The sequence below is a fragment of the Asticcacaulis sp. AC466 genome (assembly GCF_000495815.1).
GTDB lineage: Bacteria > Pseudomonadota > Alphaproteobacteria > Caulobacterales > Caulobacteraceae > Asticcacaulis.
In genome coordinates this window covers 1-18,022 of sequence record NZ_AWGE01000019.1, presented here as the reverse complement: position 1 = coordinate 18,022, position 18,022 = coordinate 1, and the positions used below count along the sequence as shown (strand labels likewise).

General features: G+C 57.5%; 24 protein-coding genes and 2 pseudogenes. 13 read left to right on the top strand and 13 right to left on the bottom strand.

The genetic code is table 11. The features are described 5' to 3' along the window. Positions 1-120: 120 nt before the first annotated feature. From AEAC466_RS39395 to AEAC466_RS39360, 8 genes are all read right to left on the bottom strand, one after another. Positions 121-678, bottom strand: coding sequence for a transcription termination/antitermination NusG family protein (locus tag AEAC466_RS39395; RefSeq protein ID WP_023459450.1), 558 nt, complete (start codon positions 676-678; stop codon positions 121-123). A 283-nt stretch (positions 679-961) separates the two neighbouring features. Next, the gene (locus AEAC466_RS39390) at positions 962-2,545 is read right to left on the bottom strand and encodes a DNA primase family protein (RefSeq protein ID WP_023459449.1); all 1,584 of its coding nucleotides are present in this window, start codon (positions 2,543-2,545) and stop codon (positions 962-964) included. A 16-nt stretch (positions 2,546-2,561) separates the two neighbouring features. Next, complete coding sequence (locus tag AEAC466_RS39385; RefSeq protein ID WP_023459448.1) at positions 2,562-3,740, bottom strand: DUF7146 domain-containing protein; 1,179 nt, start codon at positions 3,738-3,740, stop codon at positions 2,562-2,564. Next, the gene (locus AEAC466_RS39380) at positions 3,737-4,078 is read right to left on the bottom strand and encodes a hypothetical protein (RefSeq protein WP_023459447.1); all 342 of its coding nucleotides are present in this window, start codon (positions 4,076-4,078) and stop codon (positions 3,737-3,739) included. Before AEAC466_RS39380 ends, AEAC466_RS39385 begins: the two co-directional genes overlap by 4 nt. Continuing rightward, a complete protein-coding gene (locus AEAC466_RS43910) occupies positions 4,078-4,887 on the bottom strand; it encodes a GcrA family cell cycle regulator (RefSeq protein WP_023459446.1) in 810 nt (269 codons plus the stop codon). Before AEAC466_RS43910 ends, AEAC466_RS39380 begins: the two co-directional genes overlap by 1 nt. Further along, positions 4,887-5,807: a hypothetical protein gene (locus AEAC466_RS44790; RefSeq protein ID WP_023459445.1), complete on the bottom strand. Its 921-nt coding sequence runs from the start codon at positions 5,805-5,807 to the stop codon at positions 4,887-4,889. Before AEAC466_RS44790 ends, AEAC466_RS43910 begins: the two co-directional genes overlap by 1 nt. After that, positions 5,804-6,184, bottom strand: coding sequence for a hypothetical protein (locus AEAC466_RS39365; protein ID WP_023459444.1), 381 nt, complete (start codon positions 6,182-6,184; stop codon positions 5,804-5,806). The genes AEAC466_RS44790 and AEAC466_RS39365 overlap by 4 nt, the downstream gene beginning before the upstream one ends. A gap of 106 nt (positions 6,185-6,290) precedes the next feature. Further along, positions 6,291-6,626 (bottom strand): hypothetical protein, encoded by a 336-nt coding sequence (locus tag AEAC466_RS39360; protein WP_155913791.1) that lies wholly within the window; start codon positions 6,624-6,626, stop codon positions 6,291-6,293. A gap of 87 nt (positions 6,627-6,713) precedes the next feature. Here AEAC466_RS39360 and AEAC466_RS39355 point away from each other — a divergent pair, with 87 nt between their 5' ends. The 13 genes from AEAC466_RS39355 to AEAC466_RS39290 all read left to right on the top strand — a co-directional run bounded on the left by AEAC466_RS39355 (position 6,714) and on the right by AEAC466_RS39290 (position 14,900). Beyond that, positions 6,714-7,382 (top strand): XRE family transcriptional regulator, encoded by a 669-nt coding sequence (locus AEAC466_RS39355; protein ID WP_081714698.1) that lies wholly within the window; start codon positions 6,714-6,716, stop codon positions 7,380-7,382. A 369-nt stretch (positions 7,383-7,751) separates the two neighbouring features. Next, on the top strand, positions 7,752-8,144 hold the full coding sequence (locus tag AEAC466_RS39345; protein WP_023459440.1) for a hypothetical protein: 393 nt from the start codon (positions 7,752-7,754) through the stop codon (positions 8,142-8,144). Positions 8,145-8,297: 153 nt separating this feature from the next. Then, complete coding sequence (locus AEAC466_RS39340; protein ID WP_023459439.1) at positions 8,298-8,741, top strand: helix-turn-helix domain-containing protein; 444 nt, start codon at positions 8,298-8,300, stop codon at positions 8,739-8,741. A gap of 90 nt (positions 8,742-8,831) precedes the next feature. Further along, positions 8,832-9,119, top strand: coding sequence for a hypothetical protein (locus AEAC466_RS39335; protein WP_023459437.1), 288 nt, complete (start codon positions 8,832-8,834; stop codon positions 9,117-9,119). Positions 9,120-9,492: 373 nt separating this feature from the next. Beyond that, positions 9,493-9,756 (top strand): hypothetical protein, encoded by a 264-nt coding sequence (locus AEAC466_RS39325; protein ID WP_023459435.1) that lies wholly within the window; start codon positions 9,493-9,495, stop codon positions 9,754-9,756. After that, positions 9,753-9,938, top strand: a complete 186-nt coding sequence (locus AEAC466_RS39320; RefSeq protein WP_023459434.1) for a hypothetical protein — start codon at positions 9,753-9,755, stop codon at positions 9,936-9,938. Before AEAC466_RS39325 ends, AEAC466_RS39320 begins: the two co-directional genes overlap by 4 nt. Positions 9,939-9,941: 3 nt before the next feature. Next, on the top strand, positions 9,942-10,538 hold the full coding sequence (locus tag AEAC466_RS39315; protein WP_023459433.1) for a hypothetical protein: 597 nt from the start codon (positions 9,942-9,944) through the stop codon (positions 10,536-10,538). Between the two features lie 13 nt (positions 10,539-10,551). Next, entirely contained in the window at positions 10,552-10,974 is a 423-nt protein-coding gene (locus tag AEAC466_RS39310) for a hypothetical protein (protein WP_023459432.1), read from the top strand. Continuing rightward, a complete protein-coding gene (locus AEAC466_RS44915) occupies positions 10,974-11,579 on the top strand; it encodes a hypothetical protein (RefSeq protein ID WP_023459431.1) in 606 nt (201 codons plus the stop codon). Before AEAC466_RS39310 ends, AEAC466_RS44915 begins: the two co-directional genes overlap by 1 nt. Beyond that, positions 11,579-12,064: a single-stranded DNA-binding protein gene (gene ssb / locus AEAC466_RS39305; RefSeq protein ID WP_023459430.1), complete on the top strand. Its 486-nt coding sequence runs from the start codon at positions 11,579-11,581 to the stop codon at positions 12,062-12,064. The genes AEAC466_RS44915 and ssb overlap by 1 nt, the downstream gene beginning before the upstream one ends. A 136-nt stretch (positions 12,065-12,200) precedes the next feature. Continuing rightward, a complete protein-coding gene (locus AEAC466_RS39300) occupies positions 12,201-12,629 on the top strand; it encodes a hypothetical protein (RefSeq protein WP_023459429.1) in 429 nt (142 codons plus the stop codon). Between the two features lie 139 nt (positions 12,630-12,768). Continuing rightward, entirely contained in the window at positions 12,769-13,110 is a 342-nt protein-coding gene (locus AEAC466_RS39295; protein WP_200863984.1) for a hypothetical protein, read from the top strand. Positions 13,111-13,265: 155 nt separating this feature from the next. Beyond that, the gene (locus AEAC466_RS39290) at positions 13,266-14,900 is read left to right on the top strand and encodes a recombinase family protein (protein ID WP_023459426.1); all 1,635 of its coding nucleotides are present in this window, start codon (positions 13,266-13,268) and stop codon (positions 14,898-14,900) included. Positions 14,901-15,430: 530 nt separating this feature from the next. Here the strand turns inward: AEAC466_RS39290 and AEAC466_RS39285 are convergent. The 5 genes and pseudogenes from AEAC466_RS39285 to AEAC466_RS45035 form a co-directional block, all read right to left on the bottom strand. After that, entirely contained in the window at positions 15,431-15,799 is a 369-nt protein-coding gene (locus AEAC466_RS39285) for a hypothetical protein (RefSeq protein WP_155913789.1), read from the bottom strand. Positions 15,800-15,951: 152 nt separating this feature from the next. Continuing rightward, positions 15,952-16,071: pseudogene (locus AEAC466_RS45250) on the bottom strand (Tn3 family transposase); the annotation flags it as partial. An 83-nt stretch (positions 16,072-16,154) separates the two neighbouring features. Continuing rightward, the gene (locus AEAC466_RS39280; protein WP_023459424.1) at positions 16,155-17,255 is read right to left on the bottom strand and encodes a hypothetical protein; all 1,101 of its coding nucleotides are present in this window, start codon (positions 17,253-17,255) and stop codon (positions 16,155-16,157) included. Positions 17,256-17,430: 175 nt separating this feature from the next. Next, positions 17,431-17,532 (bottom strand): annotated as a pseudogene (locus AEAC466_RS45245) (hypothetical protein); the annotation flags it as partial. A 204-nt stretch (positions 17,533-17,736) separates the two neighbouring features. Continuing rightward, a partial coding sequence (locus tag AEAC466_RS45035; RefSeq protein WP_235074334.1) for a hypothetical protein occupies positions 17,737-18,022 on the bottom strand: 286 nt, incomplete at its 5' end.

The window sequence follows — 18,022 nt, the reverse complement described above, 5'->3', positions numbered from 1 at the left end:
ATAGCATCCGCACGACAGGGGGAGTTTCCCTTGCCGTGCTGGACCGCCGTCTATATGGCGGCACAACACTGCGTATGTGGAGATGAAATCGAGTCGTCAACCATCTTTTTTACGTGACGCTTATTTTTTCCCGTCGGCCAGCCTGGACATATCGAGCGTCATGCGGCTGTTCCCGTTCATGAAACCGGATAGAGCCGAGACACGGGCTATGTCGCTGGTCTCTGTCAACACAACTTCAATCAGGCCATCGAGCGTCTTAACCCGATCACCGACGGCAGGCTGACCATACTTAGGGTTCAGGCTGGCCACGATCTCAAGGAAGTTGTCCTGCTCTTTGCTTTTCATGCGATCAATGACCGAGTTGAGCAGCATAGTCGGGTAGATCCAGGCCACGCCAAGCATGCCAGAGATACGCTCGTACATCTCGCCTTGTTTCTGGACGAACAGGTAGTTCGGGAACAGCGGTCTGGCCTTGATCACCTTCTCCCAATTGTGGGTGACGGTAACGTGGCACATGGGGCGATAGACTTCATACCCTTGCCGCGTAAGCTGTGGCAGGACCAGCCCTTCCTTGCCATTATTGGTAACGACCACCAACCAAGCGCGGGACATGCCGGCAACATAGAACTTGCGGCGGCTTTTCTTACTTTCTTCAACTGGACTATTTTTTTTATTCATTGGGTAACCTCAATACTTGGGTATGCAATCGGACGCAGGACACAGGGACACATGATGTCGTGAGCGCGCTCGCCCCTGTGCACGCGCCCGCCTGAATGACTACACTACGGCCCTAACCCTCCAACTCTCCCCATCCGAGAATTACCGCTTATAATCCAACGCCTTACACGGGGACGGTTGTTCGCGTCGGGGACAGTCAAGCCTCCCCTAAACGGCGCGCCTCCCCTTTCCGGCAATACAGAGCAGCCCTCAACTATCCCCAACACTCCCCGAACTCTCCCCGCTACCATTTGGCGTCATCCGGGTCGTCAAACGGTGATCCGCCCTCGAAATCGAGTTTACCCTTCGAAGTCGCCGACGCCGAAGTAGGCTGATACGCGTCCGGTTCGCCCCCGCTGGCGGCGTTGTCCAAGGCGAGTTCGTCCGGGGTCTTCAGGCGGATTGGCGACCGATAGATGTTGCCGTTTCGCTTCTGTGGATCGATTTGGCGCTCACTCATGGCGCGGCCAAACGAGGTCGCGCTCATGACCTTTTCGTGGCCTTGGTTCGTGGCCCATTCCTTGTAGTCGTCCAACAACCTTTTGGCGGACGTCACCTCGCCGGCAGCGGCCTTGCCATAGACGCATCGGGTATCCAGCCAGTCCAGGAAAGGCGAAGATTGCTTGCGATAGCGTTCCCGCGCCGTGAGGATGCACTCAGGCGGGTCTAACCCGCGTTCGGCCCAGGCGATGATGCCGCGCACGATCCAGTTGAGGATACCCTGCCTTTCCGCGTCCAGTTTCGTCGGCATAAGTGGGTCGACGTCTTTCTTCGCAATCTGGTGCTCAAACACGATCGGGTAAAGCCGTCGCCATATACCGTCGTCATTGCCCTGCGCCTTTGGCCAGCCGTTGAACTGCCACCATAGCTTTCCAATAGCCACGAACTTGAACGGCTTGCCGTGCAGGGCACGCGCCGGTACGGGCTCGCCGCCGGTCCACTGCTTCAGCAGGGCTTCATTCAGCAGCACGTCGCGCTTTGCCTCGGACAGGACGACCAGGCGGATGTCGCCGGCCAGCTCGGCCAGGTCAGGCGACGCGGCGGCCGAGGACTGCTGTCCTATGTCCAGAAAGGTCTTTGAATCCCCCGCCGCGCCATAGCCGCCTAGAGTCTTACGCATGGCGCTAAGGATGGTCGATTTACCATCATTGCCTAGGCCCTGGCACATGAAGAAGGCCTGCTCGTAGACGTGCCCCGTTGCCGAGTAGCCGTGCGCCCTGTGAAAGAAGTCACGCTTATCGGCATCGGGCAAAGCGGTGGCAATAATCTTTTCAAAGACGTCGGCCCTGGCCTTTTCGTCGAAGTCGACCTCGATGTATCGCGTGATCCGGTCGGCGGGGTTATGCGGGCGCAGCCTGGGCACCATCTTGCCCGTCTTGTCTTTTTCGAGCCAGACCGTGCCATTGGCGCAATTAAGCACCATGGGTTCGCGGTCGAAGTCTTCGATCTTGACCATCAGGTGCGGGATAGCCATGGCCAGCATCGCCGAACAGGCGCTACGCGATCCGCAACTGTCTATGAATTTCTGGATAGGCGCATCCGAGGCCGCACCGGCCGAACGTTTGATAAGCTCGTTTTTGAGCCCCTGCATTTTGACGCCGACGTCCTGGGCCATCCGCCAGGCGTGATGTTCGCCCATTTCACGGTCCCAATAGGCGCCTTGATAAGCCACCCATCCGATGCCGTTCAGATAAAGCAGCCGCACGTTCGAGGTATCGACATGTCCATTCTGCACTTGACCACCGGCCAGACGGATCAGCCGCATCGCATTTCCGTAATCGTTGAAATCATATTCGGCCAATTCCTCAGCTGTTGGCAGCTCGGTCATGGTCGACAATTGGCCCTTACTCACTTAAAACACGCTCCTTCAGCACGTCATTCCAGTCCTGCCCGACAGGTGGGGCCATAACCCCGATCTGCGCGGCCGTCGTTCGCCGCCAGCTCGCCTTGGCTAGCGTGGCAGAAATCAGCGCCCTTTCATGCGCCGTCAGTAAACGGGTCGCCGTCTTTCCGTTTGTGTCCCTGACCTTTATGGGCAGGGGCTTCATGTCGTGGTCGACCGCGAGAATGATTTTCCCCCAAGGGGCCGCCGGCGCTTCCGGCCAGGTAAAGCCCGGCTTCTCAGGATCAGGTCTGGGGCAATCCGGGTCTTTGCGGCCGCGAGCATCAGCTAGCCAGCCGCCCTGAAGGCGATCAAGCGAAAGCGCGGCGACGATACGGCAAGGCCAGCCATGCACGCAGGCCGCAGATCCGGAGGTTTCAATCCCCTCGCCCTCTATCAGCGGCCCTTCGGCGTGCGGATGTGTCAACCAAACAGCACCCGGCGCGCCATCGCGCTTTTGCGGCCCCCACATCACTTTTGACGGGCCATCCGCGATCAAGGCCTTTCCGCTGCCGTCCGGCATCAAATAGGTGGCGTGCGTGCCCCCCGTTGCGCCCGCAGGCGCGAAAACACGGCCCAGCATGGCCGGGAACGCGACCGGGTTACGCGGAGGACCGGAATGATAGGCCATTGGGTGAAACCGCAGATGCTTGAGCATCGATTTCAGGACCTGACCCCGAATACCCCGATTGACCAGGTAGCGCTGGACGATCGTGCCTTCGGCCGGCCGGCCCTCCCGCCACAGTCTCTGGGCGTGGTCGAAATTCCAGTTCGGCGATTGGTCCGGCACATGGACCTGGACCTTTTCAGGTCGCGTTCTTGAGGACCTGCGATCGCCAGGGAAATCACCGGTGACCAAGCGCTTGGCCGCATCCAGACGCGTCTCGCCGGCCGTCGAATGCATTCGGTGCTCGAGCTCGATAACGTCGCCGCCTTCGCCGCAACCGCCAAAGCAAAACCAGATGTTCTTTGTGGGGTCGACGCTGAAATTGCCGCCCCTGCCCTTTCCGGCACCGGAGTGACAAATCGGGCATTCCCCACGCAGCTGGCGACCGGATCGAAACAGCTTTGTGCCGCACATGTTCGCGATCGGCTCCTCGCGGGCCCGATTGAACAGTTCCTCTATGACGGGATCAGTCATATGCCGCGTGCCGCCTTCCGCACTTCCGTATGACCGTCGCACAGCATGAGGATCTCGCGCGCCAGGCGGTCGAGATCTATCAGGTACGCCCTCGGTACCGAAGATCGGGCCGCTTCTCGGGCGATCTCAATCAGGCGTGTACAGGAATTAGACGGACCTTCTGGCCCGAAGACCCGGAGGCGTCGGGCATCTTCAGCCAGCTCCAGGAGCTGGCCCATTTTCGCAGTACGCTGCAGGGCGACGTCCAGGGCGACCGTGGCGAAGCGCTTCCAGGCCGCTATTTCCCAATCTCGAGGCTCGGCATCATGACGCGGCTGTCCCGCATAGCGTTTCGCCATCAGCGTAATCTCCCCGCGCCAAAGACGGTGCGCAGGTCGCCGCGGCCGGCATTCGGCATTGGCGTCGGACGTTTTGCCGTCGCTTGGCTATCGATCAACCTCTTGGAATGCCTGAGGCACCAAGGGGCAAACCGGCCGCGCGGTTGACGGGCGCAGGACCCACCGCAATATCGTTCGTGGCCGGCCGGATCGCGCCCGAGAATGAACTTGCACCGCCCGTCTTCCAAATCCAGGATCCCGATGCCGACTGAAGCCGCAATATTCGGGTAAGCCATTTTGGCCTGTATCAATGCCGGCGTCGTATGGGACGTCAGGTTTCCAGCGGCGACCCGCTCAAAAAACTTCTGCTCCACCATGTCGCCCTTGATGGCCGCTCGTCCTTTGACGGCAGCCTCACGACGAAACTTATCCGCATTGGTGCGCTTAAGCTTCAGGCGCTGCGCCCGCATGCGGATCTTGTTCTCATCGGGAACGTCGACGCCGGGATTTTCGGCGACAAGCCGATTGCGGATGGTGTCGATCGGCACATCATCGGGCCAATCACGGACCAGGACCGGATCTATAACCGCCCAGACATCGTCCGTAGGTGAAGCCGCCTTCTTCCCTAGTTGTGGGCTAGCGGCAGGCGCCTTGCCTCCGAGCTTCATACGCGTCGCCTTGCCGATGACGGCATTGCGCGACAGAAACGAGCCCGGCAAGCGGTTCAGCGATGTGGCGATGTCCTGACTTGATAGACCTGATGGCCACAACTGTTTCAGCTGCGCGATGCGCTCCTGCGACCAGCCGACATTTTCCCTGGGCATAGCCATCACACACCCGCCTTCGCATGGGCGCGCATCTCGACCTGGATCGCCTTGACCTGGGCGGCATTGACCCGATCGTTCGCCTTCAGCCCGGCATTGAGGCTCTTGGCGATTTCGTCGGGGTTCATGCATTCATCGGTCATGGTCATGACGGCTTCACCATGCCTCGCGGCCGGCGGACTCAGGGGACGCCGTGACGAATTCGGCGTTTCACTGGTCGTCGGCACGATGACTGGGGTCGTCGGCAAGATTACTGGCGTGTCCGGCCATGTCACCGCAATAACCGTCTCGGATTTCGGTTTCGGCTTAGGCCCTGGTTTCGCCTTCACTTTCACCGGAGGGACGCAAGGCGTTGCCGCCTGGACCGGAGGAATACTGCCAGCCCAGGGCGACATCGACTCCGCCATCTGGCGATAGCTGGCCTCCATCTCCTCCCCGTCATCGACAATTTGAACCGGCGCTTCACGCAGATGAGACAGGTCGCCGAGCGGTGTGGCATTGAAGGCCCGTATCTCCACCAGCTCGGCGGCCTCGGCGGCTTTGCGCACGGCGTCCTCTTCGAGGAGCGCGATCCTTTCTGCCTGGCGCTCGTTGGCCTTGATCAGATCGCAGATTTCCTGGACGATCTTGTCTTGCTGCGCTGTGGCTTGGCTCAATTCGTCCTGAAGGCGAAGGGAACGCGCGACTGCGTTGTTATAGCCCTCGGTAAGCGAGGACACCTCGGCTTCTGCTATTCGGCTCCGCTCGCGCATGGATTCCAATGCGCCATGCGAACCCGGTTGGTGCTTGATCAGAGTGAGCAATGGCTCCGTCAGGTCGTATATAGTTGCTTTGGTGAAAGCCTCCGCACCGAGCAGAACCTTGGCTTCAGCAGCGTTAGCCGCGACACACACGCGGCCCGTCCAGGTGAAAATACGCCGGCTCATTGCAAACGCCCCTTGAATGCCTTGGCCAGCTTTTGGGCGGTCCCGCCCGCCAGCTTTTGCACCGAGCAAATTTCGGCTAGCATTACCCGCTCCAATTCCAGAAGCGGGTTGTCAGGTAAGGTGGCCTGCAGGTCTTCGGCAATTTGCCCCTTGCATTCCGCCGACATAACCATCGACGTGATATAGAGGCAGGATCGCGTGATCAAAATTTTCGACACGCGAGACAGGTCATCGGCCGTCCGGTTCCCAACAGAAACCAGCGACCCGCTGTCGCCATCGATTTCAATGATCATATCGAAGCCGAAGGGTGTGCTCACATGGCGTCGGATGACGCGCGTTGAGGGCCGGTCGGACTCGCTGCCTGGTGCGTTACTCATGTGATGTTCCCCAGCGGAGTGTTTGACATTGCGCGGTTGAGCGCCCTGCGGGAGAAAGGCCTTGACGTCACGAGAACAGCCAGCCTGGACCCCGCAAAATGCGCGATCAGCTTGATTCGATAGTTTCGGAAAATACGGCCCCGCCCGTGCCGGTCAGGGCCATGGCGGGATCGGACGAGGCCGCAGGTTCGTCACCGGTTCGGTGGGCATGGTCGGTGACGGAGGGGGTGAGCCACCATTTTTCTATGCCGTACTTACGCTCAAGGCCCTCAAGATCGGACAAGGCCGCAGTCAAGCGCTTAATGCCGATATCCTTATCGGCCTTTAATTCGCCCAGACGCTTGCCTCCACCCAGCAGCTTTGTGGAAAGCGTTGCCTCTGCCCAACCGGCAGTTTCAGCAACCTTGTCGCAACGACGCAGAAAATCAGCTAGTATGCTCATGACTGAGATATTGCGTATAAAAATACGCATTTCAAGCGTATTTTTATACTGGTGCGCCCAAAGGCGTAATGCGTTATATTTTACGCAATGAAACCAGTTTCTTACCTAAAGAAAATTATGCAGGCCCAAGGCCTTTCCAACTACGCACTGGCGGATCGCGTCGGCGTGTCTGAAGGGTCTGTGCGCCAAGCCGCAAACCTGGGCACGCATCGATTAGGCGCTGACACGATCTATAACATAGCGCGTGAGCTGGGCACGACCGTGGAAGCCCTTCTGGAACTCCCCCCACTTTCAAAGGGAGATAGCCAGGGGACATTGCCGGTGAGATACAGAACTGGTGGCGGGGTATGGATTGAGGCGTTTGACTTCAGTGACGTGCCTTTGGGCGAAGTTGAAGGCGCTCCTGTTAAGTCCTACCCTCGCACGCAACAATGGTACGAGAAGTTGGAAGGGGACAGCATGAACGTGGTGTTTCCTGACGGGACCTATCTACAGGTTGTCGACGCGATCGCGATCCAATACGTCCCCAAAAGCGGTGACGTAGTGATTGTTGAACGCACGAGGGATGCGGGCTTCTTGCGCGAACGCAGCGCCAAACAGGTTGAAATCGGAGCAGACGGTACCGTTCAACTTTGGCCACGCTCAACCAATCCCCGGTGGCAACAGCCCATACAGATAAATGATCATCCAACGGATGAAACGGTCCAGGTGCGGATTGCGGCAAAGGTCGTCCGCGCAATTATTGATCTCACTTAACGACAACATAGGGGGGAATATGCGAGCGCTAATTCTTATTCTGATTGCCGGAACTCTGCTTACCGGGTGTGTAAGTACGCCCCAGTCTACGCTTGCCAATCTCAATCCAATCGACCCCAAATTCAATACACCGCCCTGCGTTGAAGGGCGAAACATCGCAATGCAATACAACAATAAGCCCATTACCAGGAGCGCTCTTCTGGCTCTAGCCATTGCGACAGGCCCGGTCGGTGCTGCGGTCAACTCATCGCTCGAGAACGACCAGACCAACGCCCGGCAGGCTGTAATAGATGAGCTTCGCCGGAGATGCGATAGCGCGTTTGAGCGCCAAGACAGCAAAAAGTGCCACGAAGAAAATGGGAAGATAATATGCGTCTAGCCTTCCTCATCACATTGGCATTGGCCACCTCGTCGACAGTTGCGAAGGCGCAAAATATTGCGGATTTTAACGGGCCACTCGCCAAAGTCACCGTTGCTGACAAAAAGTACTGGCTTCGCCTTAGCGACAAGGATGATATTTTCCTGGTCAGCGCAGCATCACCTGGCGGACCCAATATAACGCTGGAAACCGCCCGTCTTGTCGCAGAGACATTCGTGCAGCCACTGGGGTGCGGCATCCCGACTGTCTACGAACATGCCGGCCCGTACACACTTATGCTGCGATACGCCACATTCCTGTGCCCGGCGGGCGTTGATCTCAGGGCTCAAATGGAAGCCCACAAAAAAGAAATCAAAAAAGGCGATCCCCTTACCGCGAACTAGATTAACCCTCTGAGGTCCTTCCTTTGCGCAGCCTGATTCGCGCGCATCGTTTTTTGCCATGCCAATTTTGCGTATTTTTTTACGCATTGTTGTTGACACGTATAAAAATACGCACTAGCTCTTACCCAGCATCCACACATCGGAGGTTGGGTTATGAAACTGCAAGACGAATTAAAAGCCCCGGATCCCGTCGATATCCATGTCGGCGCACGCGTCCGCATGCGGCGCAAGTCCCTTGGCCTGTCTCAGGAAGCCTTAGCCGAGCGCATCGGGCTGACATTCCAACAGGTCCAGAAGTACGAACGCGGCAGTAACCGGATCAGCTGCTCGAAGCTGTACGCCATAGCCAGCGTTCTTAAGGCCCCCGCGCCCTATTTCTTCGAAGGCATCGACGAAGAGATAGTCGCCGCTGAAGGCGTCGAAACCGAGACGGCCGTCGCCGGCTTCCTTCTGACGACCGAGGGGTTCGCCCTCGCCCGGGCATTTCCGCGTATTCCATCGGCCATTTTGCGTCGACGCCTCCTCTCTTTGGTCGAAACCCTGTCGGTTGAGGCACTGGCCGATATGCCGCCCCCCATCGCCCATGCGGCGGAGTAGCCCCATGGCCGATTTCATCGATTCCTTCAGCCGCGCGATCTGCATGGCTGCGCTGGTCCTGATCGTCGGACTGGTCATGGCAGGTCTGTCGTGAGCGCGTTTCAGAAATACGATTACTGGAACCCCAGGCTTCGCGGCCGCGCCTTCGCGCTCGAATGCATCGTCGCTGATGCGAGCGGCTTGGTGTTTGGTGATCGCTATCTCGGCATTCCCTGGACCAGCCTCACTATCTCGCATTGCTTCCTGGTCTTCCTGTCCGGCCAGCCGGTCTTCGCCGATGCGCGCTTCTTCCGACCGCTCAATCGAACGACCGCGTCGCTCGGTCTCTGGCCGCTCAGCTTTCCGCCTGCCGACCTGGAGCGGAGGATCGCCGCGTGAAGGACCCAGACGACCCCGGCACGGACGACGTCGAGCGCCACACCACACCTGGCTGCCTCAATGGTCCTAGGCCTGACGTGCGCGTCTACGGGGTTCCGGTCAAGCGGCGCATCGCGTCGCCCCCCCCCCCCCTCAACTCTCCCTATCCCTTTCACCACCCACAGAGGAGCTAGCCCAAGGTGAACGACATACTCAGGGTATTAGTAATCGGCGGAGATGAAGAGGCTCGAGCCGCCCTAATCCAAGACATTGAGGATCACATAGATCCGCTCTTCCGCCAGCGAAACAAGCGCGGCGTCAACTACCACGCCACCAGCACTTCCTGGAACGAAATCGTCCTACGCGATCTCACCTCCTACTGAAAGGCAAACCAATGAAAATCCCTTACGGCGTCAAGATCACGCCTGAAAACCTGAAGCCTGAATGGCTGAAGCACAATGACGTGCACCTCGCGTTCATGGACTCGCGCAGCAAGTTCGAAGGCTACATTGCCGGACGCATAGACATTAGCCCGCGCGGCGTCGTATCCCTTCGTACCGCTGACGGCGGCCATTGGCACATCGAGCACGTCGTCCTCTATCCCGCGCCGCGTGATGCCGAAGAGGTCGATCTGCAGGTCGATGAGGTGGCGGCATGACAACGCCTCCCGCCTATCGCGACACCTTCTGGGACGGCGCGGCCTATGTCGTGCGGCTGGCGATCGCAGCAGCATTTATGCTGTTTGTCGCCGGCATGATCTTTGGCGCCGGCCAAATGACGATTGCCTGGATCTGCACCCAGGCACTACACGGTCGAGCCGTCTTGCAAGACATGGAGTAAGCCATGTCCGACGACGCGCCGCAAAAACCCTATGACCGCGCCGTCGCCCTGGTGAAGGCGCGCCCCAGCGTCTCCGCACGCAATCTCGAAACGACGCTGGGCCTGAGCCCGGCGACCGCCAAGTCCTTCCTGCGCATCATGCGTGAAGAAGGCATCATTTCCGCCCCGATGGGCAACCTCGGCCGGCATGCTGTCTTGAGCTACACCCCGCCTGAAGGCGGCGGCCTGCCCTCGATCGACGTGGACAATCCCGAAAATTCGGTGCTGTACGGTCAGGACCTGCCAGTCGACGACATCTTGAGCGCGGAAGCACAGAAGCGTCTGCGCGTCATCGTCGATTACATCATCGCCGAAGAAGACAAAGCCGCCGTTATCCGGGAAGGCATCGCGCACGCTTACAAGACAGCGAAACAGCTGGGCCTGGTGCGCGAAGCGCTAAAGCCCGTCATCAAGGCCATCCGCAAGGACAATGTCTCCGGCCTGGTCACGACGGTAAACGCCATCGAAGTCTATCTGCACGCCCTGGGCCAGCTGATCGAGGATGCGCCGGGCGGCCCCTCGGCCTTTCAGGGAGGCGGCGGCAGTGGCACGAAACACTAGTGCCAGAACCTTTGTGTCTCGCGACGAAGCCGCTGCCCAACAGGCCGCGCGTGAAGCCGAGGCCGAGGCGCTGCGCATCCAGGCCTTGAGCCGACCGAGCTATCCGCCCGTTCAGATCCATCTGCATTGCGGCGCGCCGGGCTGTTGGGATTTGCCCAGCAATCATGAGGAGGTCTGGCGCTGGATCTATGACGCGGACGCCGTGACGATTATGCGGCGGCTTTTGACGCGCTTGGAGCGCGCGCCGGCCATGGTCATCGTGCGGGACTGGCATCGCGGCTGGACCGATATTCTGGGCTCCCACCCGCTGGTCGACGACCGCGAGTTTATTGCCCTGGCAACCATCTGCGAAGGCCTGTCCTTCGAGCAGATCCACGAGGCCCACCAGTCGCTGATCGACGCGGGCTGGAAACCCAAAGAAAGAAAGGCAGCGTAATGCGCGTAAAAATCGGAAGCGTATGGCACAAGTCTGAGCCTGGCCGCCCCATCATGGTCGAACTCTCCGACTCCGACAAAAAGTACATCGCCGGGATGCATGCCGACGCCTCGCGGTTTGCTCAATTCGACGAAAGCGACACAACAACTTACCTGGAAAAATTGACCTGGATGGAGGGCACGCCGCTCGACGAGCATTCTGACGACATTGCCGTTGATCGTTTTTCCGCTGCCATGAAAGAAAAATTGCGGATTGCGCGGTGGGAAAAAGACCGCACCGGCTGGAAGAAAGCCTCCTTAGACTATCTTTGGGGCGCGCTGGACCGGCACGTCCATAAAGGCGACCCGGTGGATGTCGCCAATTTCGCGATGATGATTTGGAACGTCCAACGCGACCGGCAGGGAGAAGTCCTAATGGCGGGTTCGTTCAACGAACTCCAGTCGCAGGTCTACGCCCACGCGCTTACCACCGGGACAGGACTGAGTTCTGTAAATGACCGCTTGGCGGCGCGCATATCACTGGCTTCCGAGGCTCAACTTTGCGCTGCCCTTAAGGAAAAAACGCCGGACGGAATTAAAGCCGCCCTATCCGTAGGACCACTCTAATGGCCGGCTCCGTCAATAAGGTTATTCTCGTTGGCCACCTGGGCAAGGATCCGGAGGTCCGGCGAACCGCCTTTGGCGACATGATCGCCAACATGACCGTCGCCACGTCCGAGTCGTGGAGGGACAAGACCACAGGCGAGCGCAAGGAAAAGACCGAGTGGCATCGGGTCGTCATCTTCAACGACAACCTGGCTCACGTTGCGGAGCAGTACCTGCGCAAGGGAAGTCAGGTCTACCTCGAAGGCAGCCTGCAAACACGCAAGTGGACCGACCAGCAGGGCGTCGAGAAGTATTCGACGGAAGTCGTACTTCAGCGGTTTAACGGCACTTTGACGCTCCTCGGCAAGGCCGGCAACGGCGGGCCGTCGCCGGCAGACAGCGCCGATGAGTACGGCCGCACCTCCTCGCGCGGCGTCGATGCGCGCGGCCGCAGTGCCGACGGGCCCGCTTCCCAGTTCGACCTGGACGATGAGATTCCGTTTTGATCCTCCAGTCGTTCAAACACATCGCGCCATGCCCGATCTGCCGTCGACACAGCCCTGACTGTCCAGGCCACACGATCGAGTGGTGGCGCGCCAATCATCAACACGAAGCAAATCTACGATCTGAAAGGCCAAGGCCATGATGTTCAAATCAAAACCGTATGCGCTTGGAGACCTGAAGGACTCGGACGCTCTCGGTCCGCAGATCAATATCCTCGAAACCGAAGGCGGTCAGCGTGTATGTCACATCCCGCCCAGGACATGGCGGTCGGCAGACGCTACCCGCAAACTGGCCATGGAACTGGCGGCGACGCCGGTCCTGGTCGAGGCGCTGCAAATGATCGCGCGCGGTCATGGCATCTATGGGGCCCAGGCGCACGAATACAAGCAATACGCCCGCGATGCGCTCACAGCCGCAGGCCTGTGGCCAGAGATGGAACGCACCTGCCGGCGATGCGGCTGCACCGAGACAAAGGCCTGCCTGGATCCCGCTACAGGTCGTAGCTGCCATTGGGTCGCGAAGGACCTTTGCAACGTCTGCGCGCTGGCTTTGGGGCGGGCGGACTGATGGACGATCGCAAGTGGCCCTTCAGCTATACCCTAATCGGCGTGGTCGCCGTCTGCGGCCTCATCTGGTTTGGTGTGGCGAAGCTCATCGGCTGGTTGATATGAAGCCGTCCCGTCTAAACGGAAGCGCAGGAAACACCGTGGACAGTACATCCGGGATGGTCGGCTATGTCGCCGCCTGCCTGACGTGCGGAGCGGCCCTGCGGTCCTCCTCGCGGACAATCGAATTTTGCCAGGACGCGTGCCGTCGGGCGTTCAACAATCGCCGGGCCGTCCGTGGTGCGGAGTTCTACGACCTGTACATGGCGATTCGGTATGACCGCAGTGAAGCCAAACGGCTGAAGGCCTGGACCAAGCTGACCAAGCTGGCGCGAAGCTACCGCGAAGAGGACATGCGGGAACGCAATGGCCGTAAGTCCTGGAAGCCGCTGAAGGCGGTCCTGATGCGGCATACGCACCTCAATTCGAAGGTGATCGGCTAAGTCATGCCCCTCCCGCCCGATCAAATGTCACCTGAAGAACGCGCCGCGCGGCGGGCGGAAATCAGCACGTCGACGAAAAAGTTAATACGCGCTCTTGCGCGCAAGGCCGCGCTAGAGGATCATCTGGCAGCCATCGGTCATAAGACTGGACTATAATGCTTCGCGCCGTCATCTATTCGCGCTTCTCAACTGACCTTCAGAATGAGAAATCGATCGAGCACCAGGAGGCTGTTAGCCGTTCCTATGCCGTGCGTGAAGGCTTGGACGTCATTCGCACCTATGCAGACGCCGCTAAGTCTGGCGGATCTATCCTCGGTCGTGACGGCCTCGAGGAGTTGCTCTTCGATGCGCGCGCGCACAAGTTTGATGTGGTGATTGTCGAGGCGCTCGATCGCCTGTCGCGCGACATGGAAGACCTGGCGCACATTCATAAGCGGCTCACGCACGCCGGCATCGAGATCCGCGCGATTCATGAAGGCATAGCCAATACGTTGACGGTTGGGCTTCGCGGCCTGGTCGGCCAGTTGTTCCGGGAAGACAATGTCCATAAGACTCGTCGCGGGATGAAGGGCAAGATCGACGCCGGCATGATCGCTAGCGGTAAGTCCTACGGCTATAGCCTCGCGGGCGACGTGCGCGGCCGAGCCGAGATCGAGCCGACAGAGGCCGGAATTGTACGCCGGATCTATGCCGAGTTCCTGGAGGGCCGCTCGCCGGCGGAGATTGCCGAGCGCTTGAATGCCGAAGCCGTACCGGGCCCGCGCGGCGGGGTGTGGCAGAACACCACCATCTATGGCTGGGAAAAGCGCGGCACAGGTATCCTGCGCAATCCCCTCTATGTCGGCCGCCTGGTCTGGAATCGCCAACGCTGGGTAAAGGACCCGGACACAGGCCTTCGCCAGCCGCAAATGAATGAGGAAAAGGACTGGGTCGTCAACGATGCGCCGGAGCTTCGCATCATCGCCCAGGCAACCTTTGATGCGGTCCAGGCTAAGTTGCAGGCGGCTTCATCGAAGCCCCGCGCGAAATCCCTACAGGCCCGGCCGACGCGAATGCTATCCGGCCTTCTGGTCTGTGGCGGCTGCGGCGGTGGAATGTCCCTGCGCGGCAAGGACAAATCAGGCAAGAACCGCCTTGTGTGCACACGGCATCAAGCCGGGGTGCCCTGCCCCGAACCGAAGACCTATTATGTCGAAACGGTCGAGGACCTGGTTGTCGAGGCGCTGCGGGACGAGCTGGCGCAGCCGGAGCTGCTCGAGGAGTACGTGCGCGCCTATAACGAAGCCCGCCAGGAGTTTGCCCGCCAGACAACCCGGCGGCGCGCGACACTGGAAAGACGCATCGCGGATTTGGACGCCGAGATCGACCGCATGCTGCAGATGCTTATCAAGGGGATAGGCAACCAGGACCGTATGGGCGCGGAGATGAACGCCCGCGAAGAAGAGCTGAAGGCCGCCAAGGCCGAACTGGCGGCGGAAGCGCCCCCGGTCGACATCGTGGCGCTGCACCCGATGGTCATCAAGCGGTATCGCGACCAGCTTGACAATCTGAAGCGCGAACTGAGTGGAGACATAAAAAAAACCGCCCCGGAAATCGGAGCGGTTATGCGTGAATTGATTCACTCGATTACGGTGTACCCGAACCCTGATAAATGGGGCGGTGTGCGCATCGAAGTGCAAGGAAACCTGCGTCTATTGCTTGAAGACAATGGCGTTTCCGGTTCCCCGCAAAAGTCGGGGGGTAAACTGGTTGCGGGGGCCAGATTTGAACTGACGACCTTCAGGTTATGATCCTGACGAGCTACCGGGAGTGATAACTCCGTCTATTTGATATAATTGATATATTTCTACTTCCGCTGCATAACAAATTTCCGGGTGTGCCAAAAAGTGTGCCATCTTTAGACTAATGTTGTCAACTTTTCGTGTGTTAGGCCGACACTGCAAGAACAGTCCGCCGAAATGCTTAAAGGACGTGTGCGGAAAACATCTGAAATTTGGGTTCCGCACCCGTAACCATTCCGACAGAATTGGTCGCTCGAAGTCAGGCGGCATACTGAGGCGGTGACGATTGCCGAGAGAGCGCATGATGTAGGGTTCAGATCTTTCAGCGCCTTCAACCGAGCCTTTAGGGATTTGATTGGTGAGAACCCGAAGAGTCGGCGCCGTAGATTTCTCTCGGCGGGAGTTAACGAAGACAATTTGAGCGCCAAATTAATCATAGGCCGTGTGGCTGCTGTAAGTCGCGGAAGTTCTCCGTTTGTCCGCTTTTGCTACAAAAACATGCGTTTGGTTACCTCTGGCCGACTTGCGTACCAGTGTGTTCAGCCGAGGCCAGTCTGCCTGTGTGCTGAAAGCAGATCGTAAAGGTGTGTTGCGGGGCCGCGCGTTTCAGGATTCAAATCTCTCAAGAAACGGTCCCCTCGTACAAAGGCGACAAATGCACCATACAGCGGTGCATACCTCTCGTTGTCGCCGTTTTTGATAAACCAGTCGATGAACCAAAGGCCGTGGCCTCGGTTTTCAATAAGCCGCAACAACCGAAGAAGGTCATCGAAAAACTCTGAATCTTGCTCGCTGAGACCATCGTCCAGCGCCCTCGCCAGGTGCATCGCACACGCCCCAATGTTGTCGTCCAATATTTCCAGCCCAGCATCAATTAAAGAGAGACCTACACTGTCTAGATCACTCACCAAGCCTCTGAGTTGTTGGACATTCGTGCGATCGTTGCTTAAAAGGTTTGCCCATATGAGATTTGCTGTCACCCAAGTCGGCCTCATGACGTGATCAACAGATCCCTCCAACTCTGCTATCGCAGCACGGGGATCCTTGCGTCAACCGCAGGGCCTGTGGTGCATCGATCGTATCTGGCGGCGTAAACCAGCCAATCGAGCGTATACAGGGTGCGTTCCAGACGCCCATATTCCCGCAAGGCCGTGGCGAAGCTGTTTTGTCGCGGGTAGGCTGTAGCTCAACAGGTCCAGTACAGCCAGTATAACAAAATGTGCATTTGTAGATAAGCGCACACAGCAGGAACGTAGTTGTGCGCTACGCCACCTGAGTCCATTTCACTATTAACGGTCTGAAGCCCTCCGCCAAGGCAGTGAGGGCCAATGACACCAAGCCACCGATAATGATCAAATAAATATCCCTAAGCTGCTTCAACCAATCGTCGGTCCAAGAAAATGAGACAGACTCTCCTGGTTGTGCAATTGAATCTGCGTCAAAGAGCTTCGCCCCACCAATGCTCACGCTGGTTGTATTGTGATTATAGGTCAAATCTTTGGCGGAACTGAGAGACGGAGTCACGTGTATATTATAGACTGGACTAAAACCTTTGAATTTCCCTTCGAGCAACTTTTCGTCCAAAAATGTTATTGTTTTAGAGTATTCGGAAAAATTATCCTTAGCTGGTTTACCCTTGAACGCGCAGATTAGCATGTAATTTTCATAACTCCTTTCCATTTCTATATAGTTCATAGAAACATTGTTCACTGTTATATCTCTGGTTGGTATCCCCTCAAAATTATCGAGATTTTCCGGGAAGTCGAGCGTGAACCTTTGCCTATTTACATACTTATCATCAGATCTCATCGGGCTATATCCCACCTGGACACATCCTTTAGCGGATGGAAAAACGAATATCTTTTTCGTTGAACGATACCCGAGAAAAACGATCAGAAATGTGTCCTTGCCTTTTTGATCAACGATGTTCAATTTTGCGTCGAACTTATCGTTTAATGCTTCTTCATTTGGAATACTGTGCTTGGGATCGAATATACTGCCCGGCGAGCCTCCGTAATGGTATCCAACCTCTTGTGATTTGGATATTTCTAATAGAGAAGCCACTATATTACTGACAATTGGCTGAAAGAGTGGATTGTTTTCAGAAGTCGATATATCGGGATATGTCTCCTTGAAGTCTTGCAAGAGGCCATGGACAAAAACATTTTCGTCTACATCGGCGTCGAGAATTGACACTCCGATGGGATCGACGTCTTCGAGTGCAACTGAGTCAGCGCCAAGACTATTTTTGTGATCTTCGACAGGATGATCCGCACGAATGTATGAAATTTTGCTTGTTAGGTAAATTGCTGGAAGCAAAAATGCAAGGAATACAAGCATCCAAAGAAATAGGTGTCGTTTCATATTATGCGCCCCCGCCCGCTTGATTGGATATTAACTATACTTTCAGTTGGTTGTCAGCAGGATTTTCAACAAATGACAGTGCGGAAAGGACATCGCACGATAACCCCCGTTCAAACGTGTTGGGCTCCACAGCCTTGGCTCGCTGTGCGGCCGCCAAGGTTTCTGCCAGAATCTTCTAATGGCCTTCCGTGCCAACCCGTTTTCGCCAGCGGGTCACGGAGGATCGATCCAGAGGTAGCTTATGCTGAAAGTAGGTCGGGCCGCAAAAGTACTGAAAGTGAAGACTTTCAAGTCATGCCGCGCACATAGCTCCATCGGATAAGCCCTTGGCATCTTGAAGCAGATGCAATCCCACCGTCAACCGTGTCCGCAACCCTGGCCGACTCGATCTGTCTAAATACAGGCGCCCAAATTGCGCCTCCTGCTTCTTCCAGTCGATCAGCTTGGCAAGCCAAGCCTTTCTCAACAAAAGGTCTCAGCGCTAAATTGAGCGGCGCTTCAATGTCGAGTAGGCATTACCTTCAAACTGCATTTCTGAGTCTGGTCGACGCCACCCACCAAAAGCGACTTTTTGGCTTCCTGTAGAGTTGGACTTTTCCACCAAGAACTTCATGCGTAGGCATTGCATCCCCACCTTGTTCGACCCAGGGTGGAAACGATAACACAGGTGCGCACCGGCCGTCAAAAGTGTGCCAGCAGTGTGCCACGCAAAAACGGCCTTCCGTGAGGAAAGCCGTTTTTTGCAAGCATTTGCTTTTACTTTAGTA

Excerpts from the sequence above, each read along its gene's own strand:
- AEAC466_RS39395 (WP_023459450.1), bottom strand. The coding sequence starts at position 678 with ATGAATAAAAAAAATAGTCCAGTTGAAGAAAGTAAGAAAAGCCGCCGC.
- AEAC466_RS39390 (WP_023459449.1), bottom strand. The coding sequence starts at position 2,545 with ATGACCGAGCTGCCAACAGCTGAGGAATTGGCCGAATATGATTTCAAC.
- AEAC466_RS39385 (WP_023459448.1), bottom strand. The coding sequence starts at position 3,740 with ATGACTGATCCCGTCATAGAGGAACTGTTCAATCGGGCCCGCGAGGAG.
- AEAC466_RS39380 (WP_023459447.1), bottom strand. The coding sequence starts at position 4,078 with ATGGCGAAACGCTATGCGGGACAGCCGCGTCATGATGCCGAGCCTCGA.
- AEAC466_RS43910 (WP_023459446.1), bottom strand. The coding sequence starts at position 4,887 with ATGGCTATGCCCAGGGAAAATGTCGGCTGGTCGCAGGAGCGCATCGCG.
- AEAC466_RS44790 (WP_023459445.1), bottom strand. The coding sequence starts at position 5,807 with ATGAGCCGGCGTATTTTCACCTGGACGGGCCGCGTGTGTGTCGCGGCT.
- AEAC466_RS39365 (WP_023459444.1), bottom strand. The coding sequence starts at position 6,184 with ATGAGTAACGCACCAGGCAGCGAGTCCGACCGGCCCTCAACGCGCGTC.
- AEAC466_RS39360 (WP_155913791.1), bottom strand. The coding sequence starts at position 6,626 with ATGAGCATACTAGCTGATTTTCTGCGTCGTTGCGACAAGGTTGCTGAA.
- AEAC466_RS39355 (WP_081714698.1), top strand. The coding sequence starts at position 6,714 with ATGAAACCAGTTTCTTACCTAAAGAAAATTATGCAGGCCCAAGGCCTT.
- AEAC466_RS39345 (WP_023459440.1), top strand. The coding sequence starts at position 7,752 with ATGCGTCTAGCCTTCCTCATCACATTGGCATTGGCCACCTCGTCGACA.
- AEAC466_RS39340 (WP_023459439.1), top strand. The coding sequence starts at position 8,298 with ATGAAACTGCAAGACGAATTAAAAGCCCCGGATCCCGTCGATATCCAT.
- AEAC466_RS39325 (WP_023459435.1), top strand. The coding sequence starts at position 9,493 with ATGAAAATCCCTTACGGCGTCAAGATCACGCCTGAAAACCTGAAGCCT.
- AEAC466_RS39320 (WP_023459434.1), top strand. The coding sequence starts at position 9,753 with ATGACAACGCCTCCCGCCTATCGCGACACCTTCTGGGACGGCGCGGCC.
- AEAC466_RS39315 (WP_023459433.1), top strand. The coding sequence starts at position 9,942 with ATGTCCGACGACGCGCCGCAAAAACCCTATGACCGCGCCGTCGCCCTG.
- AEAC466_RS44915 (WP_023459431.1), top strand. The coding sequence starts at position 10,974 with ATGCGCGTAAAAATCGGAAGCGTATGGCACAAGTCTGAGCCTGGCCGC.
- ssb (WP_023459430.1), top strand. The coding sequence starts at position 11,579 with ATGGCCGGCTCCGTCAATAAGGTTATTCTCGTTGGCCACCTGGGCAAG.
- AEAC466_RS39300 (WP_023459429.1), top strand. The coding sequence starts at position 12,201 with ATGATGTTCAAATCAAAACCGTATGCGCTTGGAGACCTGAAGGACTCG.
- AEAC466_RS39290 (WP_023459426.1), top strand. The coding sequence starts at position 13,266 with ATGCTTCGCGCCGTCATCTATTCGCGCTTCTCAACTGACCTTCAGAAT.
- AEAC466_RS39280 (WP_023459424.1), bottom strand. The coding sequence starts at position 17,255 with ATGAAACGACACCTATTTCTTTGGATGCTTGTATTCCTTGCATTTTTG.